The sequence below is a fragment of the Sphingomonas taxi genome, from assembly GCF_000764535.1.
In the GTDB taxonomy this organism is placed as follows: Bacteria; Pseudomonadota; Alphaproteobacteria; order Sphingomonadales; family Sphingomonadaceae; genus Sphingomonas; species Sphingomonas taxi.
The window spans coordinates 1784499-1804001 of sequence record NZ_CP009571.1 but is presented as its reverse complement, the minus strand read 5'-3'; the positions used below and the strand labels follow the sequence as shown (position 1 = coordinate 1804001).

The following is a 19503-nucleotide window of genomic DNA, read 5'->3' as shown; positions in this document are numbered from 1 at the left end:
CATGGACCGGACGGACCGTTTCCGCTGGTCGTCGATGGAGACGTTACCGATGTTGAGCTGGTTCGAGAAACGCGCGCCGATCCGCGTCAAGTTCCGCGTTCTCGCAGGGATACAGGCGCTGCTCGGCGCCATTCTGGTCGGGATCACGGCGGGCGCGGCGACCGGTATGATCCACACCAGTCCGGCGATCGACGTCGCCGCCGCCACGCTGACCGTCGTGGTGCTGTGCATGACGACGCTGTTCGCCGGCGGCATCATGTGCCGGCCCTATGTCCAGACGGTGCTGCGCATGGAGGCGCTCGCCGCGGGCGACCTCCAGGCGCCGATCGAGCATACCGAGAACAAGGATTGCGTCGGCCGGATGACCAAGGCGATGGCGATCTTCCGCCGCAACATGGAGGAAGCCAATACCGCCGCCGCCCAGCGGGCGATGGCGGGGGCGCTGGCCGAGGGGCTGGGGCATCTGGCGCAGGGCGATCTGGCCTTCCGCATCACCAGCGACTTCCCGGCCGAGTTCGAGGCGCTGCGCAGCGACTTCAACGTCGCGATGGAGGCAATGATGGCGGCGGTCGCCGCGGTCAATCACGCCGCCGCGAGCATCGACGGCGGCTCCGCCGACATCCTCCAGGCGTCGGACGATTTGTCGCAGCGCACCGAACAGCAGGCGGCGAGCCTCGAGCAGACCGCGGCGGCGATGCAGCAGATCACCGTCACCGTCCGCGACACCGCGGCGCGCGCCGAACGCGCCAATGGCGTCGTCGGCTCGGCGCGCGGCGAGGCCGAGGAATCGGGCCAGGTCGTCGCCCGTGCGGTCGATGCGATGGGCGGGATCGAACGCGCCTCCAACGAGATTTCGGAGATCATCTCGGTGATCGACGGCATCGCCTTCCAGACCAACCTGCTCGCGCTCAACGCCGGGGTCGAGGCGGCGCGGGCCGGCGATGCCGGTCGCGGCTTCGCGGTGGTCGCCTCCGAGGTGCGTGCGCTCGCGCAGCGTTCGGCGGAAGCGGCCAAGGACGTCAAGACGCGGATCACCGCCTCCTCGGTGCAGGTCGATGCCGGCGTCGCCTTGGTCAGCGCGACCGGTGAGGCGTTGCAGCGGCTGATCGGCCGGTTCGGCGAGATCAGCGGGCTGGTCGCGCAGATCGCCACCGCCGCCGAGCAGCAGGCGACCGCCTTGCAGCAGGTCAACGTCGCGGTCGGCGAGATGGACGGCGTCACGCAGCAGAATGCGGCGATGGTCGAGCAGGCGACCGCCGCTGCGCGCAACCTGTCCGCCGACGCCAGCGAACTGGTCGCGCAGATGGTGCGGTTCCGCACCGGGCGCCCGGTCCAGCCGGCGCTGAAGGCGGTGCCGACCGACAATCGCGTCCACCGTCTGCAGCGCCGCGCCGCCGACGAAGGCCGGCGCCTCGCCGGCCAGTCGCGCCGGGTGACCGCCGTCGCGGTCGCCGGTGACGACTGGTCCGAATTCTAACCCGTTTCGAACGTATCGAAAGTCGAACCCGCATGTCCTCGCCCGCCACTTCCCTGCTCCCCGAGACGCTCGATACGTCGGCGGCCGGCCCGCTGCGCATCGCGCTGCTCGACCGCATCGACCGCGGTGAGCCGGTCCGTCTCGACGGCAGCGAGGTGACGCGCGCGGGCCTCGCCTGCCTCCAGGTGCTCGCCAGCGCCCGCGCCACCGCGGCGGAACAGGATGTGGACTTCCGGCTCGACCAGCCCAGCGAGGCGCTGGCGCGGATGATCGCGCTCGCCGGGCTCGACGCGGCGCTCGGCCTGCCGGGCGACGACGATCGCGATCTGGCCGCCTGAAAGGATTGATGATGAACCTCGACGAGATCCAGCAGATCTTCTTTCAGGAATGCGACGAAGGCCTCGCCACGATGGAGGCGAGCTTCGGCAGCGTCCGCCAGGGCGATTACGATCCCGAGACGATCAACACGATCTTCCGCGCGGTCCATTCGATCAAGGGCGGCGCCGGCGCCTTCGGTCACGAGCGGTTGCAGGCCTATGCGCACGAATATGAAACGCTGCTCGACCTGGTGCGCAACGGCACGCTGACGCTGACCTCCGACCTGCTCGGCACGATCGTCGTTGCGTTCGATATGCTGAGCGACCACGTCACCGCGGCGCGCGACGGCGGCGAACCGCCGGCCGACGGCGCGATGCTCGCGCGGCTGGTCGCCGCCGCCTCGCCCGACGCCGCGCCTGCGGCCGCCGCTCCGGCGGCACCGGCCGCTGCCGAGGAGGTCGCCGACGAGATGGGCTTCGCGCCGGTGGCGTTCGCCGGCGACGATTTCGATGATCTGTTCGCGCTATGCGAGGCGCCTGCGCCGGCCGGTGCGGCCGGCGACTGGCAGGTGACGTTCGTCCCCGGCGCCGATGCGCTGGAGAATGGCGGCGATCCGCTGTTGCTGCTGCGCGAATTGACGATGCTCGACGGCAAGGTGCTCGCCGCCGACCTGTCGGCGCTGCCGCAGCTCACCCAATTGCACCCCGAACGCTGCTATCTCGGCTGGACCGCGATCGTGCCGGCGGCGGTCGCCGAGGACGACATCCGGGCGATCTTCGAATTCATGGGCGAGTGCGAATTGCGCATCGAGCGGATCGGTGGCGCGGTCACTGCGGACAATGACGACGATCTGCCGTTCGACCTGCCGCTCCCGACGCTGGACGCGGACTTCGATGCGCCCGCACCGGCGCCGGCGCCCGCACCGGTGGCCGCAGCCCCCGAACCGGCGCCGGTGGTGCCGCTGCTGCCGCCGGAGCCGGCCGCACCGCGCGCCGTGGTGGCACCGCCTGCACAGACGATCCGCGTCGATCTCGACAAGCTCGACCGGCTGGTCAACCTCGTCGGCGAGCTGGTCATCACCCAGGCGATGCTGGCGCAGCGCCTATCCGAACATGCGATGGCGGGGATTTCCGAACTGACCGACCTCGACCATCTGACGCGCGAATTGCAGGAATCGACGATGGCGATCCGCGCGCAGCCGATGAAGACGGTGTTCAGTCGCGTGCCGCGCATCATCCGCGAGCTGGAGGTCGAAACCGGCAAGCGCGTCCGCCTCGATATCGTCGGCGAGATGACCGAGGTCGACAAGACCGTGGTCGAACGCATCGGCGAGCCGCTGACCCATCTCATCCGCAACGCGGTCGACCATGGCCTGGAAACGCCGGCCGAGCGGCTCGCCGCGGGCAAGCCGGAAGAAGGTGTGGTGACGCTGTCGGCGGCGCATCATTCCGGGCGGATCGTCATCACCGTCGCCGACGACGGCCGCGGCATCGATCGCAAGCGCGTCCGCGCCAAGGCGGTCGAACGCGGCATCATCGCCGCCGACGCGCTGCTCAGCGACGAGGAGACCGACAATCTGATCTTCGCCGCGGGTTTCTCGACCGCGGCGACCGTCTCCAACATCTCGGGTCGTGGCGTCGGCATGGACGTGGTGCGCAAGAACGTCCAGGCGCTCGGCGGCCGCATCGGCATCACCTCGCATCTCGGCTCAGGCTCCAGCTTCGCGCTGTCGCTGCCGCTGACGCTGGCGGTGCTCGACGGCATGATCGTCACCGTCGGCGACCAGACCTTCGTCATCCCGCTCGGCCATATCGTCGAGAGCCTGCGTCCGGATCAGGACGGCGTGAAGGTGCTCGGGCCGAGCGCCTCGCTGCTCGACGTGCGCGGGTCCTACGTGCCGGTGCATCGCGTCGCCGAACAGCTCGGCATCGACGGCGCGCAGACCGATCCGTCGCAGGCGGTGCTGATCGTCGTCGAATCCGACGTCGGCCAGGCGATCCTGATGGTCGATACCATCCAGGATCAGCGGCAGGTCGTGGTGAAGAGCCTGGAGGCGAATTACACCGCGATCCCCGGTCTTGCCGGTGCGACCATCCTCGGCGACGGGCGCGTCGCGCTGATCCTCGACGTCGATGCGTTGATCTCGCGCTGGCGCCGCGACCGCGTCGCCGCCGCGCCTTTGGGCCTCGCCGCATGAGCGCGGTGATGCTGGCGGCAAACCGCCCGACCGAATTCCGCTTCGAGCCCGCCGATCATGCGGCGATCAGCGCCTTCGTCTATGACGCGGCCGGCATCCTGCTGCCGCCGGGCAAGATGCAATTGGTCTATGGCCGGCTCGCGCCGCGGGTGCGCGCCTGTGGCCTGACCCGCTTCGCCGATTACATCGACCTGATCGATCAGGACGAGGTCGAACGCACCCGCGCACTCGACGCGCTGACCACCAACCACACCAGCTTCTTCCGTGAATCGCATCACTTCGATCATTTCATGGACCATGCCTGGCCCGCGCTCGACCACCGGCTCGCGTCGCGTGGCAAGGTACGGATCTGGTCGGCGGCCTGTTCGAGCGGGGAGGAGCCCTATTCGCTTCTGATGGCGATGTTCGGTACCGAACGCGGCAACGGGCAGCGGCTGGCGCGGACCGACCTGCGTATCCTCGGCACCGATCTTTCGACCGAGATCCTCGAGGCGGCGCGCGCCGGCCGCTATTCGCTGGAGACGGCGGCGAGCATTCCGCAGCCGCTGCGCTCGGTCTGGGTGGCGCGCGACGGCGACCAGGCGGAGGTGCATCCGCTGGTCCGCGAGCGGGTCGCGTTCCGCAAGCTCAATTTGCTCGAATCATGGCCGATGCGCGGCATGTTCGATGCGATCTTCTGCCGCAACGTGATGATCTATTTCGACGAGGCGACGAAGGAGCGGTTGCAGTCGCGGCTCGCCGACCAGCTCGAACCGGGCGGCTTCCTCTACATCGGTCATTCGGAGCGGCTCGCCGCGTCGGTGGCGCCGCGGTTCACCTGCGTCGGGCGGACCACTTTCCAGAAGGTAGCGTCATGATCGCCTCGCATCCCAAGACCGCGCCGACCCGCGTCCTGATCGTCGACGATTCGCCGACGATGCGCGCGATGGTGTCGCACCGCCTGTCGCGCTACGATGATATCGAGGTGATCGGCACCGCCGACGGACCGCATAGCGCGCGCGAGATGATCAAGGCGCTCAACCCCGATGTCATCACGCTTGACATCGAGATGCCCGACATGAACGGGCTCGAATTCCTCGAGAAGATCATGCGGTTGCGGCCGATGCCGGTGGTCATGCTGTCGACGCTGACCGGGCGCGGGGCGGAGGCAACGATCCGCGCGCTCGAACTCGGCGCGTTCGACTGTTACGAAAAGCCCAAGACCGCGTTCGGCGAAGGGCTGGGCGACGATCTCGCCGAGCTGGTCCGCACCGCCGCCAAGAGCCGCCGGCGCCCGCGTTTCGTCACGCCCGCCGCCAAGCCCGCCGCCGATTACGAACCGCGCCCCGATGCGATGATCGCGATCGGATCGTCGACCGGCGGCGTCGAGACGCTGATCGAGCTGTTGTCGGGCTTCCCGGCCAATTGCCCGCCGACGGTGATCGTCCAGCACATGCCCGAAACCTACGTGCCGACCTTCGCCGCGCGGCTCGATCGATTGTCGGCGCCGCAGGTCAGCGTCGCGCGCTCGGGTGCGCCGCTGGAGCCGGGCAATGTCTATGTCGCGCCGGGCGGCTCGCACCATCTGGAGGTTACCGGCGGCACATTGCGCCGCTGCCGCTTGGTCGCCGACGAGAAGATGAGCGGCCACCGCCCCTCGGTCGACCGCTTGTTCCTGTCGGTGGCGCGCTGGGCCGGCGCCTCGGCGGTCGGCGCGATCCTCACCGGCATGGGCGCCGACGGCGCCGAGGGCCTGAAGAAGATGAAGGATGCCGGCGCGATGACGATCGGCCAGGACCAGGACAGCTGCGTCGTCTACGGCATGCCCGCCGCCGCCAAGCAGATCGGCGCGGTGACGGTGCAATTGCCGCTGTCGCGGATCGCGGCGCGCCTGCTCACCGAGTGCCGCGCATGAAGAGCGCCGCGCGGACGGTCGATGGTCTCCGACGGATCACGATCATGCAGGGCGAGACCAAGGTGTCGGACGATCCCGAGGCGGTGCTGACCACCGTGCTGGGCAGCTGCATCTCCGCCTGCCTGTTCGATCCCGTCGTAAAGGTCGGCGGTCTCAACCATTTCCTGCTCGCCGAGCCCGGCACCAACGACACCGACGTCTCGTCGCTGCAGCGCTACGGCGTCTATGCGATGGAGGTGCTGATCAACGCGATGCTGGCGATGGGCGCGACGCGGACCAATCTGAAGGCGCGGATCTATGGTGGTGCCTCGCTGCGTGACGGCTTCCGCGACATCGGCGCGACCAACGCCTTGTTCGCGCGTCGCTTCCTGCGTGACGAGCGGATCGCCTTGGTCGGCGAGGACGTCGGCGGCTATGGCGCCCGCCGCGTCGAGTTCCGTCCGACGCTGGGCCTCGCACGCTGCCGCGTCGCCAATGTCCGCCCGGTCGAGCAGCTGCGCGTCGCCCCTGTCCCCGTCCCGGTCGCAGCGGTCGGCGACGTCGAGTTTTTCTGATGCGATCCAATTATCCCAATGAAGGAAGTTCCGTGCCCAGCACCATCATGACCGTAGACGATTCGCCCAGCATGCGGATGCTGCTGAGAGCGGCGCTCACCGATCTCGGCTATGAGGTGCTCGAGGCGGAAGACGGCGTGCAGGCGCTGGAACGGCTGGACGGCGTCGAGCCGGACCTGCTGATCACCGACATCAACATGCCGCGGCTCGACGGCTTCGGCCTGATCGAGAAGGTGCGCGAACAGGATCGCCATCGCAACCTGCCGATCCTGGTGCTGACCACCGAAAGCTCCGACGAGAAGAAGCAGCGCGCGCGGTCCGCCGGCGCGACCGGCTGGATCGTCAAGCCGTTCCATCCGGAAAAGCTCGCCGCGGCGATCCGCCGCGTGCTGCACTGATCGCCCTTTCAGGAGACCGTTTCATGTCCCGCCAGCTCATCACCTTCCAGATCGGCGAGCAGATTCTCGGCGTCGATATCATGGCCATCCGCGAAATCCGCGCCTGGTCGCCCGCCACCCCATTGCCCAACGTACCGCCGCACGTCCGCGGCGTCGTCAACCTGCGCGGCATCGTGCTGCCGGTGCTCGATCTCAGCCATCGGCTCGGCTGGGGGATGACCGATCCGTCGGCGCGCCACGTCATCATCGTGGTGCGCATCGGCGAGCAATTGCAGGGCCTGATCGTCGATGCGGTCAACGACATCGTCACCGTGCCAGACGACGGCATGCAGCCGCTGCCCGACATCGGCGAGACGCCCGCGGCGCAGTTCCTCGAAGGGCTGGCGACGATCGACCAGCGTCTGATCCTGGTGCTGGCGCTCGAACGGCTGATCGACAGCACGATGGCGCTGCCCGACGCGGCATGAGCCGACCGTCCGTCGCATTTCGATAAAGCTGGCCGGTCCGCGGACGTTCCTCCCTTTTTCTCTCCATTTTCGTGCAAGGAAGCCTGGCCATGGCCGCTGCGGTCAAAGTTCTCGTCGTCGATGATTCGCTTACCATGCGCGCCCTGCTGTCCGGTGCGCTGGAGCGGATCCCCGGCGTCGTCGTCGTCGGCTCCGCGGACGGTGCGGAGGAGGCGCGCGCGATGCGCCAGCAATTCCACCCGGACGTGATGACGCTCGACGTCGAGATGCCGGGAATGAGCGGCATCGATTATCTCGCCGAGCTGATGGCGGATCGGCCGATGCCGGTGATCATGTTCTCCACCCGTACCGAGGCGGGGGCGGAGGCGTCGATCGAGGCGCTGCGGCTGGGCGCGATCGATTGTTTTCCCAAGCCCAAGGTCGCGGTGGCCGCCGAGTTCGACAAGATCCTCGCCAAGCTCGGCAAGCGGATCAAGGCCGCCAAGGGCGCGGTGGTGAAGAGCAGTGCGGCAAGCAAGTCGGTCGCGGCGCCGCCGATCGAGTGGAACGGTCGCCTGCTCGCGATCGGCGGCGAGGCGGCGGCGACGCAGGCGTTGTTCGACCTCTTCGGCAGCTTCTCCGCCAATTGCCCGCCGACGGTGGTCGTCCAGCATCTCGGCGCCGGGCTTGCCGGCACGCTGATCGACAAGATGGCCGCCGAGATCGCCCCGAAGATCGTGCTCGCCGAGGACGGCATGGCGATCGAACAGGGAACGATCTATCTCGCGCCCCCGGGCGATCATCACGTCGTCGTCGATGGGTGGCCGAATGGTCGGCTACGCATGCTGGCGCGCGATGCGGTTGCGGGCGAGCGGCCGTCGATTTCGATCCTTTTCGCCTCGGTCGCCAAGGCGGCGGGCGCGGAAGCGGTCGGGCTGCTGCTCGGCGCGGACGGCGAGGATGGCGAGGCCGGTGTCCGCGCGCTACAGGCCGGCGGTGGCTATTGCATCGCGCCCGCCGAACAGCGCGCCGACGGCTTCGTCATGACCCGCCGGATGGCATCGCAACCCGTGCCGCCCGATCAATTGTCGCGCAGCGTCATCAGATTGTGCTCGAAATGACCGGTCTCATCCAGAACGCGCCATCGGCGATCGCAGGTGTCGAGCCGGCGCTGGCGCATGCGCTCGCCGACGAGATGGCCGGCCTGACCACCGTGCTCGCCGATCTTGCCTACGATCTTGCCGCCAATTCGGAGACGTTGCGGCAGCATATGCACAGTCTGCAGGCGATCGATCGGATCACCCAGGCGCAGCTCGCGATGGCCGACGTGTTGCGCTCCTCGGCATCGGCGGAGGAGCGGGTGGCGGCGGTGACGCTGGAGGAACTGGGGGTGAGGCTGCTCGCCTCGCTGCGGCGCTACCGCGAGCGGGGCGTGCCGGGCGAATTCGACATCGCCTGACCGCATCCGCCGCGCCCAGCGGTGGATACGATCGGGATTGCGGGCGAGCGACCGTCCGGCCGCCCGCCCGTCGTCATCACGCCTTCTTGCGCGCGCGCTTCGGAGCGGCGGCGGCGGCGGTGTCTTCTTCCTCGTCGGGCTGGTCTTCACCCGCTTCGGTCAGCGCTTCGCCCAGCGCCTTCAGCTTGTCCTGCGACTTGTCCGCCTTGTCGGCGATCTTGGTCGTCGCGGCGCCCAGGCGATGGAGCAGCGCATGGACGCGATCGGCATCCGGCTGGTCCTTTTCGAGCTGCTTGCGGAGCGACCCCAGGTCGCGCAGGATACCCTTGGCGCCCGAAACCTCCAGGTCGGCCAGCGCGGCTTCCCAATCCTCGACCATGTCGGCGCCCTTGTTGGGCTTGGTCTCGTCGAGCCCACGATTGATCGCGTTCATCGTTCCGGCAAACTTGATGGCCATTCGGCTTATCCTCTCGGCGGGGTAATCCCACGCCGCCAACGAGGCACCCCAGATATGTGTCCGACAGAAACGTTCTAGCCCAACAATTTACCAGTTGCGCAGCCGCAACGATCGCCGCCCTTACTCGGCCAGTGCGCGATCGCTGACGAACATGTTGTTGGCGCGCTCGTGCGCGAAGGTGCTGGGGTTACCGTGGCCGGGGATGAAGGCGGTGTCGTCGCCGAGCGGCCACAATTTGGTGACGATCGTCTCGATCAACTGCTTGTGGTTGCCGCCCGGCATGTCGGAGCGGCCGACCGAACCCTGGAACAGCACGTCGCCGACCTGCGCGAACTTCGACGGCGCATGGTGGAAGATGACGTGGCCGAGCGTGTGGCCGGGCGTCTCGTAGACGTCGAGTTCCAGATTGCCGATCGTCACCGTATCGCCCTCGACCAGCCAGCGGTCGGGTTCGAAGACGACGCCGGTCATGCCGTAATTGCGGCCGTCGTCGTCGAGCCGCGCCAGCCAGAATCGGTCGGCCTCATGCGGCCCCTCGATCGGCACGCCGAGGTCGTCGGCGAGCGGCTTGGCCTCGCCGGCATGGTCGATATGGCCGTGGGTGAGCAGGATCTTCTCGACGGTGACGCCCGCCTGCGCGACCGCCGCCTTGATCCGCGGCAGGTCGCCGCCGGGATCGACGATCGCCGCCTTCATCGTCTCGGTGCACCAGATCAGGGTGCAATTCTGCTGGAACGGCGTCACCTGGACGATGACGGCCTTGAGGGGGGTGGCGCGAGCCGGCGTGCTGGTCATGGCGGGGAGATAAGCCCCTGATGCAGTGGCGGCAATCGCCGCTTGCGCGGAAGGCGTCACGCCGTGCATTTGTGACCGGATGCTGAACGCGCCCTTCGTGCTGCTCGACGATGCCCGTCAGGATGGCGCCGGCGCGCGGCTCTACACCGATCCGGTCGAGATCGTCAGTGCCGCGACGCCGGAGGCGGTGGTGCCGGCGCTCGCGGCGTTGCGCGCGGCGGGGGCGCGGGGGCTGCATGCCGCGGGCTATCTGACCTATGAGGCAGGCGCGGCGCTGATGCCGCGCGCGGTCGCTACGCGTAACGGCGACGAGCCGCTGCTGTGGTTCGGGTTGTTCGCCGACTGCCACCGGCTCGACGCGGACGCGGTGGCGGCGCTGCTGCCCGATCCGGCGGGGGCATGGGCGGCGATGCCGCGACCGCGTATCGGTCGCGCGACCTATGACGAGGCGCTGGCGCGTGTGCTGGAGATGATCCGCGCGGGCGACATCTATCAGGCGAACCTGACGCTGCGCGCGGATGTCGCCGTCGCGGGTGATCCGCTGGCGCTCTACGCACGGCTGCGACGCGGGGCGGCGGCGGGGCATGGCGCGCTCGTCGCGACCGGGGAGCGGCATCTGCTGTCGCTGTCGCCCGAGTTGTTCTTCGCTCTGGACGGCGACCGGCTCACCTGCCGCCCGATGAAGGGGACGGCGATGCGCGGCGACACCGCCGCGGAGGACGCGGCGCGGATCGCGGGCCTGCGCGACGATGCCAAGCAGCGCGCCGAAAATCTGATGATCGTCGATCTGATGCGCAACGACATGGCGCGCGTCGCCGTGCCGGGCAGCGTCGCGGTGCCTGCGCTGTTCACGGTGGAAAGCTATCCGACCGTCCACCAGATGACCTCGACCGTCACCGCGCGGCTCGATGCCGAGCGCGACGCGGTGGACGTACTGGCGGCGCTGTTCCCCTGCGGCTCGATCACCGGCGCGCCCAAGCAACGCAGCATGGAGGTGATCGCCACGGTCGAGGAGGCACCGCGCGGCATCTATACCGGCGCGATCGGCCGGATCGACGCGGACGGCGATGCGGCGTTCAACGTCGCGATCCGCACGCTGGCGATCCCCGCCGGGGCGGACGTCGCGGAACTGGGGCTGGGATCGGGTATCGTCGCCGACAGCCGCGCCGACGACGAATGGGCGGAGGTGCAGGCCAAGGGCGCGTTCGTCACCGCCGGGCAGCGACCGCTCGACCTGATCGAAACGATGGCCTTCGATCCCGAGGATGGCGTGGTGCTGCTCGAACGCCATCTACGGCGACTGACCGCGAGCGCGGCGGCGCTCGGCTTCCGCTTCGACCGGCACGGCGCGCGCAACGAACTGCAGGCGGCGACCTTCCGCCTGCGCGGTGCGGCGCGCATCCGGCTGCTGCTCGCGCAAAGCGGCGCGATCGCGATCGAGATCGCCCCGGCGCCACTTGCCTATGATCGGCCGCTGCATGTCGCGGTGGTGCCGCTGCCCGTCGCGGCGAGCGACTTCCGCTTGCGGCATAAGACCAGCGATCGCGGCTTCTACGATGCGGCGCGGCAGGCAGCCGGGACCGACGAGGTCGTCTTCGTCCGGCCCGATGGCCTGCTGACCGAGGGCAGCTTCACCTCGCTGTTCGTGCCGGGCGTGGACGGGCGGCTGGTGACGCCAGCGTTGACGCTGGGGCTGCTGCCCGGCGCGTTGCGCGCAGAAATGATCGAAACCGGCCGTGCAACAGAGGGTTATCTGTCGCCGGACGATCTCGCCGCGCCATTTTTTGTCGGAAATGCGTTGCGCGGCCTGATGCCGGCAGTTGTTGCGATTGCGAAAGAGCCGGTGCTGTCGCTATAGGCGCGGCGTCCTATCCGCCATCGAGGCCCGATTCATGAAGCCCTCCGCCGCCCTCGGCCGCATCAGCCCGTCCCCGACGCTCGCCATCACCAGCCGCGTGCTCGAGCTGAAGCGCGCGGGCGTCGACGTGATCGGCCTCGGCGCGGGCGAGCCCGACTTCGATACGCCCGACTTCGTCAAGGAGGCGGCGATCCAGGCGATCCGCGACGGCAAGACCAAATATACCAACGTCGACGGCACGATCGAGCTCAAGCAGGCGATCGTCGCCAAGTTCGCGCGCGACAACAACCTGACCTACACTACGGACCAGGTGACGGTGAACGTCGGCGGCAAGCATACTTTGTTCAACGCGATCGTCGCGACGGTGGATGCCGGCGACGAAGTGGTGATCCCGGCGCCCTATTGGGTGAGCTATCCCGACGTCGTCCAGTTCGCCGGCGGTACGCCGGTGTTCGCGGTCGCCGGACCGGAGCAGGATTACAAGCTGTCGCCCGAGGCGCTCGAAGCGGCGATCACCGACCGGACCAAATGGGTGATCCTCAATTCGCCGTCCAACCCGACGGGTGCGGCCTATTCGGTCGACGAGCTGAAGGCGCTGGGCGCGGTGCTGGCGCGGCATCCGCACGTCTGGATCTTCGCCGACGATATGTACGAGCATATCGTCTATGACGATTTCCGCTTCTCGACGATCGCCGAAGTCTGCCCCGAGCTGTACGAGCGCACGCTGACGGTCAACGGCTGTTCCAAGGCCTATGCAATGACCGGCTGGCGGATCGGCTTCGCCGCGGGCGCGCCGTGGCTGATCAAGGCGATCGCCAAGCTCCAGTCGCAATCGACCAGCAACCCCTGCTCGATCGCGCAGGCGGCGGCGGTCGCGGCGCTGTCCGGCCCGCAGGACTTCCTCAAGGAGCGCAGCCGCGCCTTCCAGACGCGGCGCGATCTGGTGGTCGGGATGCTCAACGAAATTCCCGGAATGACCTGCCCGACGCCGGAAGGCGCCTTCTACGTCTATCCGTCCTTCGCCGAGCTGATCGGCAAGACCACGCCGAACGGCCGCAAGATCGAGAGCGACGAGGATTTCGTCGGTTATCTGCTTGACGATGCCAAGGTCGCGGCGGTGCAGGGCGCGGCGTTCGGCCTCTCGCCGGCGATGCGGATCAGCTATGCGACCTCGGACGCGTTGCTGCGCAAGGCGTGCGAGCGCATCCAGCAGGCGTGCGCCGATCTGCGCTGACCCGGCGGCGGCTACCCTGCTGATCGATGAACGCTGCGGCCACGCGGCGTTAATGCAGCGTTTCTATAAATGATATTGCGAACCGGGCGCAGAGAGACGATCTCTGCGTCTGCAATAGGGCAGGGTGAATGACCTGCTCGCCCGACAACAAAGGCATGCGTCATGCGCAAGGTGATCAAGAGCGGCTTCTTCTGGCAATTCGTCGGCGGCTTCGCCATCGGCGCAGTCGGCGTCGTCACCTTGCATCCGGCGAGCGCGCAGTCGGTCCAGCCCATCCCCGCCGCCTCGCCGATCGTCCAAGCGCAGTGATCCTGCCGCCCCGCGGCTCTTGGCGAGCGGTGCGGGGCTTCCCATCTGTGTAACATGCTGAAAATCCTGTTGCCGATCGCCGGCGCTGCCGCCGCCGTGCTTGCCTCCACCGGCTTCGCCGAGGCCGAACGTGCGGTGCCGATCCCCGCGGCCAAGGCCGATGTGCCGGCCGGTGCCGGTATGCAGACCGCGGTGTTCGCGGGCGGCTGCTTCTGGGGCATGGAGGCGGTGTTCGAGCATGTGAAGGGCGTCCGTTCGGTCACCGCGGGCTATGCCGGCGGCGCCGCGCGTACCGCGACCTACGATCAGGTCTCGACCGAGCGTACCGGCCATGCCGAGGCGGTGAAACTGGTATACGACCCGCGCGTGGTCAGCTATGCGACGCTGCTGCGCGTCTATTTCTCGATCGCGCACGATCCGACGCAGCTCAACCGGCAGGGGCCGGACAGCGGGCCGAGCTATCGCTCGGCGGTCTTCCCGCAGGATGCGCGGCAGGCGGCGGTGGCGCGGGCCTATATCGCGCAGCTCGGGGCGGCGAAGAGCTTCCCCGCACCGATCGTGACGAAGCTGGAGCAGGGCGGCTTCTACCCCGCCGAGGCGTATCACCAGAATTTCTACGATCGCAACCCGACGCATCCGTACATCGTCCATTGGGACAAGCCCAAGGTCGCGGCATTCAAGGCCGGCTTCCCGACGCTGTATCGGTGACCCCAAGTCCTTCCCCGCAAGGGGGAGGTGGCGCCGCGAAGCGGTGACGGAGGGGGACCATTCGGCTGGCGCCGAACGGTCCCCCTCCCCCTGGCGGGGGAGGACTTGGGTCAGGCGGCGATCGGGAAGCGGAGCAGCCTTTGCTCCACCGGCACCAGCGCTTCCGCGCCGCGGCCGACCGCCTTGGTCAGCGCGGGGTGGTCGACGTCGAGCCCGCCGGTCAGCGCGCCGAAGGCCGGCAGCACGATCTTGCGCGCGGTGGCGACGAAACAGCGCCGCGCCACCTTCTTGCCCCGCACATGGATGCGCAGCTTGGGGTGGAAATGGCCCGACAGCTCGGGACGCGTCTCGTCGGGGTCGGCCTCGTGGCGCAGGATCAGGCCGTCGACCTCCGCCTCGTCCGCGGTCTCGCCGCCGCAGCGGTCCTTGATGTCGGGATCGTGGTTGCCGGTGATCCACGTCCAGCGTAGCCCCTCGGTCAGTGCGCGCAGCCGGATCTGCGCCTCCTGCGGCAGCCGCTCGCAGCCGTCGCTGTCGTGGAAGCTGTCGCCGAGGCACCATAATTCCTCCGCGCCGGTCGCCTGCACCAGCCTCGCGAGGTCGGCGAGCGTCGCCAGCGAGTCATAGGGCGGCAGCATCTGGCCGCGCGCGGCATACCAGCTCGCCTTCTCGAAATGCAGGTCGGCGACGAGCAGCGCGCGCCGCGCCGGCCACAGCAACGCCCCCTCGGGCAGGGCATAGAGCGCGTGACCACCGAACGAAAAGGGAACCATGGCCCCGCCTTGCCCGCAAAGGGACGGGCGATCAAGCGCTTGTGCCGCAACGCGCAAATCCGCTTGCGCGGCCGGCCAATCGGCGTAAAGCGCGCCGTCCTTCCGCCGGAAGGCTTTTGTCAGGGGTAGTCGCGCGCATGTCGCTCGCCGTCGAAGCACCCGCTTCCCATCAATCGTCCCACCCCGCATTGATCGGCCTGACCATCGGCGCGATCGGCGTGGTGTTCGGCGATATCGGCACCAGCCCGCTCTACGCATTCCGCGAGGCGCTCCAGCAGTCCGCCGCCGACGGGATCGACCCCAGCGAGATCCTCGGCGTGCTCAGCCTCGCATTATGGACGCTGACGCTGATCGTCACGGTCAAATACGTGCTGTTCCTGATGCGCGCCGACAATCACGGCGAGGGCGGCGTGCTCGCGCTGGCGGCGCTGGCGCGGCGCTCGCTCGGGATGCGCAGCCGCGTCGCCTTGGTGCTCGGCGCGGCGGGGGCGGCCTTGTTCTACGGCGATGCGATCATCACGCCGTCGCTGTCGGTGCTGTCGGCGATGGAGGGGCTGCGGACGATCCCCAGCGCCGCCAAATTCTTCGACGAAGGCACGATCCGCGCGCTGACGATCGCGATCCTCGTTGCGCTGTTCTTCATCCAGCGGCGCGGCACCGCGATCGTCGCCAAGCTCTTCGGCCCGGTCTGCATTCTCTGGTTCCTGACCATCGGCGGCCTCGGCATCTGGCATATCGCCGACGAGCCCTCGATCTTCCGCGTGCTGCTGCCGCATTACGGCATCCGCTTCCTCGCGACGCACGGCACGGTCGGGCTGTTCGTGCTCGGCGCGGTGTTCCTCACCGTCACCGGTGCCGAGGCGCTGACCGCCGATATGGGCCATTTCGGCAAGAAGCCGATCCGCATCGCTTGGCTGATCCTCGTCTTCCCCGCGCTGATGCTCAACTATCTGGGGCAGGGGGCGTTCGCGCTGTCGCATCTCGAGGCGGCGCAGGCGGCGGGAACCGCGTTCAAGAACCAGGACTGGTTCTTCCTGATGGCGCCCGAATCGGTGCGCGGGCCGCTGATCGTGCTCGCCGGCTTCGCCACCGTCATCGCCAGCCAGGCGGTGATCACCGGCGCCTTCTCGCTGACCCAGCAGGCGGTGCAGCTCGGGCTGCTGCCGCGGATGAAGCTGCGCCAGACCTCGGCCGATTTCGCCGGGCAGATCTATCTGCCGGCGATCAACTGGCTGCTGCTGGTCGGCGTGCTGATCCTCATCATCCAGTTCAAGACCTCGTCGGCGATGGCCGCCGCTTATGGCATCGCGGTGACCGGGACGATGGTGGTGACGACGCTGCTCGGCTATCTCGTCGCGCGCCACGTCTGGCACTGGAAGCGGGCGTGGGCGCTGGCGGCGATCCTGCCGTTCCTGTGCCTCGACCTCGTCTTCTTCGGCGCCAACATCCTGCGCGTCGTCGAGGGCGGCTGGGTGCCGCTGGTGATCGCCGCGAGCATCGGCCTGCTGATCTACACCTGGGTGCGCGGCAAGGGCATCGTCCGCGCGTTCGAGGCGCGGCAGAGCATCCCGCTCGCCGACCTCGCCGCCGCGCTCGCCAAGCGGCCGCCCGAGCGCGTGCCGGGGACCGCAGTGTTCCTCACCGCCAACCCGCGCTCGGCGCCGGGCGCGCTGCTCCACAATCTCAAGCACAACAAGGTGCTGCACGAGCGCAATCTGGTGGTCAGCATCCGCACCACCGACCGGCCGGTGGTCGACGCCGAGCATCGCCGCACCAGCGAGCGGCTCGACGACAATTTCGAGATCGTCGTGCTCAATTACGGCTTCATGGAATCGCCCGACGTGCCCGCCGATCTCGGGGTGGGCGGCAAGACCGAGATGCGCAGCCTCGACGCGATGAAGACCAGCTTCTTCATCGGCCGCAACACGCTCAAGCCCGAGGCGGATGTCGGCATGCCCCTGTGGCAGGACCGCATCTTCATGTTCATGCAGCGCAATGCCGCCGACCCGACGGAATTCCTGAAGATCCCGCCGGGCAAGGTGCTGGAGCTGGGCGAGCAGGTGACGGTGTAGGCAAGCTGCCTGCGAACGGGACCGTCAATCGATCCGCATCGCCTCCGCCGCCAGCGCCTCCGCCTCGATCAGCAGATGGTCGTCGGCCGAGCCGGTCGACACCTTCTCGCGGCCGATCAGCGTCAATACCGGCACCGCCAGCGGCGTGACGCGCTCGAGATCGACGTGGAGCATCGTCTCCGCCGCCCGATCGAGCAGGCCGGCGAGACGCCCGACGTCGGTCATGCGGGCGCGGGCATCGTCCCACGCCGCCTGGAGCAGCAGATGCGTCGGCTCGTATTTGCGCAGCACGTCGTAGATCAGATCGGTCGAAAAGGTCACCTGCCGCCCGGTCTTGCGCTTGCCGGGATGCTGCCGCTCGACGAGGCCGCCGATCACCGCGACCTCGCGGAACGCGCGCTTGAGCAGGTGCGACTGCTGCACCCAGTCGACGAATTCGTGTTCGAGGATGTCGGGGCTGAACAAGGCGGCGGGGTCGGTGATCTTCTCGATCCCATAGACAGCGAGGGCATAATCGTTGGCGACGAAACCCAAAGGCTTCAGCCCCTCCGCCTCCATGCGGCGGGTTATCAGCATGCCGAGCGACTGATGCGCGTTCCAGCCTTCGAAACTGTAGGCGACCATATAGTTGCGCCCCTCGCGGGGGAATGTTTCGACGAGGAGCTGGCCGGGGCGGGGCAAAGCGGAGCGTTTCGCCTGGAATTCCAGCCATTCGCGCACGTCGTCGGGGAAGCGCGCCCATTGCGTCGGATCGGCGAGGAAGCCGCGCACGCGATCGGCGAGGTTGGTCGACAGCGGCATGCGGCTGCCGCCATAGGTCGGGATGCGCGCCGGCTTGGATGAGGCGCGGACGATCAGATCCTCTGTGTCGATCTTCTGCACCTCGCAACTGAGGCCGGCGAAGAAGAAGGTGTCGCCGGGGCTGAGCTGCGCGGCGAAGCCCTCCTCGACCTTGCCGAGATTGCGACCGTTCTTGAAGCGGACGTTGAGCATCGTCGCCTCGACGATGATGCCGGCGTTGAGCCGGTGCTGCGTCACGAACTTCGGATGGCTGACACGCCACAGGCCGTCCGCCTCCTGTGTCAGCCGCTTGAACCGGTCATAGGCCTTGAGGCTGTAGCCGCCGTCGCGGATGAAGCCGAGGACGCGTTCGAACGTCTCGTCGGTCAGCGCCGAATAAGGAAGGGCGGACCGCACCTCGTCGAGCAGCGCCGCCTGCTCGAACGGCGCCGCGCACGCCATCGCCATGACATGCTGCGCAAGCACGTCGAGCGCGCCGGGGCGGAACAGGTCGGGGTCGAGCTCGCCCGCCTCAACCGCGTCGAGGGCGGCGCGCGCCTCGAGATATTCGAAGCGGTTGCCGGGGACGAGGATCGCCTCCGACGCCTCGTCCAGCCGGTGGTTGGCGCGGCCGATGCGCTGGAGCAGCCGCGACGAGCCCTTGGGCGCGCCCATCTGGATGACGCAATCGACGTCGCCCCAGTCGACGCCGAGGTCGAGGCTGGCGGTGGCGACCAGCGCGCGCAACCGGCCCGACGCCATCGCGCCCTCCACCTTGCGCCGCGCCTCCAGCGCGAGGCTGCCGTGATGGACGCCGATCGGCAGGCTCAGCGTGTTGACCTTCCACAGATCCTGAAAGATCAGCTCGGCGAGGCTGCGCGTGTTGCAAAAGATGATCGAGGTCTTGTGCAGCTCGATCTCGGCCATGACCTGCTCGGCGGCATAGCGGCCCGAATGGCCCGACCAGGGGATGCGATCCTCGGGCAGCAGGATCGCGATATTGGGATCGGCGCCGGGTTCGCCCTGGACCATCGCGACCTGATCGATGTCGCCGTCGGGCGCCAACCAGGCGCGATAGCCGTCGCCGTCCGCCACCGTCGCCGACAGCGCGACGCGGCGCAGGCCGGGGCTGATCCGTTGGAGCCGCGCCATGCACAGCGACAGGAGATCGCCGCGCTTGCCGGTGGCGAAGGCGTGGACCTCGTCGATGACGATCGTTCGCAGCCCTTCGAACATCGTGAAGCTGTCGGGATAACTCAGCAGCAGCGACAGCGATTCGGGGGTGGTGAGCAGGATTTGCGGCGGGCGGACGCGCTGGCGGGCCTTGCGGTCGCTCGGCGTGTCGCCGGTGCGCGTCTCGACGCGCAGCGACAGGCCCATCTCGTCGATCGGCGTGACGAGATTGCGCTGGATATCAACCGCCAGCGCCTTGAGCGGCGAGACGTAGAGGGTGTGGAGCCCCTCGGTCGGCGCTTCGATCAGCTCGGCGAGCGTGGGGAGGAAGCCGGCGAGCGTCTTGCCCGCGCCGGTGGTGGCGACGAGCAGCGCGTGGCGGCCGGCGCGGCCTTCGCGCAGCATGTCGAGCTGGTGGCGACGCGGCCGCCAGCCGCGGGTGGCGAACCATTGGGCGAGCGGCTCGGGAAGGTCGCTCAAGACGATTCACCCACACCCTTTTGGCACCGGGCGCTTCCCTCCCTTTCCCGACGGGAGAGGGAAGGGCCGGTGGCGCCGGCGAAGGGTGAGGGGGAACCGGATGTCATCCCAACCATATAGG

The 19503-nt window shown here is 68.4% G+C and carries 19 protein-coding genes; 15 read left to right on the top strand and 4 right to left on the bottom strand.

Going from position 1 to position 19503, the window contains the following annotated elements; all coding sequences use genetic code 11:
* Window positions 1–49: 49 nt before the first annotated feature.
* From MC45_RS08125 to MC45_RS08080, 10 genes are all read left to right on the top strand, one after another.
* Window positions 50–1477 (top strand): methyl-accepting chemotaxis protein, encoded by a 1428-nt coding sequence (locus MC45_RS08125; RefSeq protein ID WP_038666880.1) that lies wholly within the window; start codon window positions 50–52, stop codon window positions 1475–1477.
* Window positions 1478–1509: 32 nt separating this feature from the next.
* Window positions 1510–1815 (top strand): STAS domain-containing protein, encoded by a 306-nt coding sequence (locus tag MC45_RS08120; RefSeq protein WP_038661682.1) that lies wholly within the window; start codon window positions 1510–1512, stop codon window positions 1813–1815.
* Window positions 1816–1826: 11 nt separating this feature from the next.
* Entirely contained in the window at window positions 1827–3992 is a 2166-nt protein-coding gene (locus MC45_RS08115) for a chemotaxis protein CheA (RefSeq protein ID WP_038666873.1), read from the top strand.
* Complete coding sequence (locus tag MC45_RS08110; RefSeq protein WP_038661681.1) at window positions 3989–4849, top strand: CheR family methyltransferase; 861 nt, start codon at window positions 3989–3991, stop codon at window positions 4847–4849. The genes MC45_RS08115 and MC45_RS08110 overlap by 4 nt, the downstream gene beginning before the upstream one ends.
* Window positions 4846–5886 (top strand): protein-glutamate methylesterase/protein-glutamine glutaminase, encoded by a 1041-nt coding sequence (locus tag MC45_RS08105; RefSeq protein WP_052075574.1) that lies wholly within the window; start codon window positions 4846–4848, stop codon window positions 5884–5886. The genes MC45_RS08110 and MC45_RS08105 overlap by 4 nt, the downstream gene beginning before the upstream one ends.
* Window positions 5883–6440 carry a chemotaxis protein CheD gene (locus tag MC45_RS08100; RefSeq protein ID WP_038661678.1) on the top strand — a complete coding sequence of 186 codons (558 nt, stop codon included), beginning with the start codon at window positions 5883–5885 and terminating at the stop codon, window positions 6438–6440. Before MC45_RS08105 ends, MC45_RS08100 begins: the two co-directional genes overlap by 4 nt.
* A 32-nt stretch (window positions 6441–6472) precedes the next feature.
* Window positions 6473–6838, top strand: coding sequence for a response regulator (locus MC45_RS08095; protein ID WP_137899838.1), 366 nt, complete (start codon window positions 6473–6475; stop codon window positions 6836–6838).
* A gap of 23 nt (window positions 6839–6861) precedes the next feature.
* Window positions 6862–7305, top strand: a complete 444-nt coding sequence (locus tag MC45_RS08090; RefSeq protein WP_038661673.1) for a chemotaxis protein CheW — start codon at window positions 6862–6864, stop codon at window positions 7303–7305.
* Window positions 7306–7394: 89 nt separating this feature from the next.
* A complete protein-coding gene (locus MC45_RS08085; protein ID WP_038661670.1) occupies window positions 7395–8405 on the top strand; it encodes a chemotaxis protein CheB in 1011 nt (336 codons plus the stop codon).
* Window positions 8402–8743 carry a hypothetical protein gene (locus MC45_RS08080; RefSeq protein ID WP_038661666.1) on the top strand — a complete coding sequence of 114 codons (342 nt, stop codon included), beginning with the start codon at window positions 8402–8404 and terminating at the stop codon, window positions 8741–8743. The genes MC45_RS08085 and MC45_RS08080 overlap by 4 nt, the downstream gene beginning before the upstream one ends.
* A gap of 76 nt (window positions 8744–8819) precedes the next feature.
* Here the strand turns inward: MC45_RS08080 and MC45_RS08075 are convergent, their stop codons facing one another.
* The gene (locus MC45_RS08075) at window positions 8820–9200 is read right to left on the bottom strand and encodes a hypothetical protein (RefSeq protein ID WP_245640884.1); all 381 of its coding nucleotides are present in this window, start codon (window positions 9198–9200) and stop codon (window positions 8820–8822) included.
* Window positions 9201–9320: 120 nt separating this feature from the next.
* Entirely contained in the window at window positions 9321–9995 is a 675-nt protein-coding gene (locus MC45_RS08070) for an MBL fold metallo-hydrolase (protein ID WP_038661663.1), read from the bottom strand.
* A gap of 79 nt (window positions 9996–10074) precedes the next feature.
* Between MC45_RS08070 and pabB the strand changes: the two genes are divergently transcribed.
* From pabB to msrA, 4 genes are all read left to right on the top strand, one after another.
* A complete protein-coding gene (gene pabB, locus MC45_RS08065) occupies window positions 10075–11853 on the top strand; it encodes an aminodeoxychorismate synthase component I (RefSeq protein ID WP_038661661.1) in 1779 nt (592 codons plus the stop codon).
* Between the two features lie 34 nt (window positions 11854–11887).
* Complete coding sequence (locus tag MC45_RS08060; protein WP_038661659.1) at window positions 11888–13087, top strand: pyridoxal phosphate-dependent aminotransferase; 1200 nt, start codon at window positions 11888–11890, stop codon at window positions 13085–13087.
* 162 nt (window positions 13088–13249) lie between these two features.
* Window positions 13250–13396, top strand: coding sequence for a hypothetical protein (locus tag MC45_RS19530; RefSeq protein WP_169742535.1), 147 nt, complete (start codon window positions 13250–13252; stop codon window positions 13394–13396).
* A 54-nt stretch (window positions 13397–13450) separates the two neighbouring features.
* Window positions 13451–14104, top strand: coding sequence for a peptide-methionine (S)-S-oxide reductase MsrA (gene msrA / locus MC45_RS08055; RefSeq protein WP_038661656.1), 654 nt, complete (start codon window positions 13451–13453; stop codon window positions 14102–14104).
* Between the two features lie 110 nt (window positions 14105–14214).
* Here msrA and pdeM read toward each other — a convergent pair whose 3' ends face one another.
* On the bottom strand, window positions 14215–14877 hold the full coding sequence (gene pdeM / locus MC45_RS08050) for a ligase-associated DNA damage response endonuclease PdeM (protein ID WP_038661653.1): 663 nt from the start codon (window positions 14875–14877) through the stop codon (window positions 14215–14217).
* A gap of 137 nt (window positions 14878–15014) precedes the next feature.
* On the opposite strand from pdeM, the gene MC45_RS08045 reads away from it, so the two are divergent.
* The gene (locus MC45_RS08045; protein WP_038661650.1) at window positions 15015–16949 is read left to right on the top strand and encodes a potassium transporter Kup; all 1935 of its coding nucleotides are present in this window, start codon (window positions 15015–15017) and stop codon (window positions 16947–16949) included.
* Between the two features lie 24 nt (window positions 16950–16973).
* On the opposite strand, the gene MC45_RS08040 is transcribed toward MC45_RS08045, so the two are convergent.
* Window positions 16974–19382, bottom strand: coding sequence for a ligase-associated DNA damage response DEXH box helicase (locus tag MC45_RS08040; protein WP_081974385.1), 2409 nt, complete (start codon window positions 19380–19382; stop codon window positions 16974–16976).
* Window positions 19383–19503: the final 121 nt, after the last annotated feature.

Excerpts from the sequence above, each read along its gene's own strand:
- MC45_RS08125 (WP_038666880.1), top strand. The coding sequence starts at position 50 with ATGTTGAGCTGGTTCGAGAAACGCGCGCCGATCCGCGTCAAGTTCCGC.
- MC45_RS08120 (WP_038661682.1), top strand. The coding sequence starts at position 1,510 with ATGTCCTCGCCCGCCACTTCCCTGCTCCCCGAGACGCTCGATACGTCG.
- MC45_RS08115 (WP_038666873.1), top strand. The coding sequence starts at position 1,827 with ATGAACCTCGACGAGATCCAGCAGATCTTCTTTCAGGAATGCGACGAA.
- MC45_RS08110 (WP_038661681.1), top strand. The coding sequence starts at position 3,989 with ATGAGCGCGGTGATGCTGGCGGCAAACCGCCCGACCGAATTCCGCTTC.
- MC45_RS08105 (WP_052075574.1), top strand. The coding sequence starts at position 4,846 with ATGATCGCCTCGCATCCCAAGACCGCGCCGACCCGCGTCCTGATCGTC.
- MC45_RS08100 (WP_038661678.1), top strand. The coding sequence starts at position 5,883 with ATGAAGAGCGCCGCGCGGACGGTCGATGGTCTCCGACGGATCACGATC.
- MC45_RS08090 (WP_038661673.1), top strand. The coding sequence starts at position 6,862 with ATGTCCCGCCAGCTCATCACCTTCCAGATCGGCGAGCAGATTCTCGGC.
- MC45_RS08085 (WP_038661670.1), top strand. The coding sequence starts at position 7,395 with ATGGCCGCTGCGGTCAAAGTTCTCGTCGTCGATGATTCGCTTACCATG.
- MC45_RS08080 (WP_038661666.1), top strand. The coding sequence starts at position 8,402 with ATGACCGGTCTCATCCAGAACGCGCCATCGGCGATCGCAGGTGTCGAG.
- MC45_RS08075 (WP_245640884.1), bottom strand. The coding sequence starts at position 9,200 with ATGGCCATCAAGTTTGCCGGAACGATGAACGCGATCAATCGTGGGCTC.
- MC45_RS08070 (WP_038661663.1), bottom strand. The coding sequence starts at position 9,995 with ATGACCAGCACGCCGGCTCGCGCCACCCCCCTCAAGGCCGTCATCGTC.
- pabB (WP_038661661.1), top strand. The coding sequence starts at position 10,075 with ATGCTGAACGCGCCCTTCGTGCTGCTCGACGATGCCCGTCAGGATGGC.
- MC45_RS08060 (WP_038661659.1), top strand. The coding sequence starts at position 11,888 with ATGAAGCCCTCCGCCGCCCTCGGCCGCATCAGCCCGTCCCCGACGCTC.
- MC45_RS19530 (WP_169742535.1), top strand. The coding sequence starts at position 13,250 with ATGCGCAAGGTGATCAAGAGCGGCTTCTTCTGGCAATTCGTCGGCGGC.
- msrA (WP_038661656.1), top strand. The coding sequence starts at position 13,451 with ATGCTGAAAATCCTGTTGCCGATCGCCGGCGCTGCCGCCGCCGTGCTT.
- pdeM (WP_038661653.1), bottom strand. The coding sequence starts at position 14,877 with ATGGTTCCCTTTTCGTTCGGTGGTCACGCGCTCTATGCCCTGCCCGAG.
- MC45_RS08045 (WP_038661650.1), top strand. The coding sequence starts at position 15,015 with ATGTCGCTCGCCGTCGAAGCACCCGCTTCCCATCAATCGTCCCACCCC.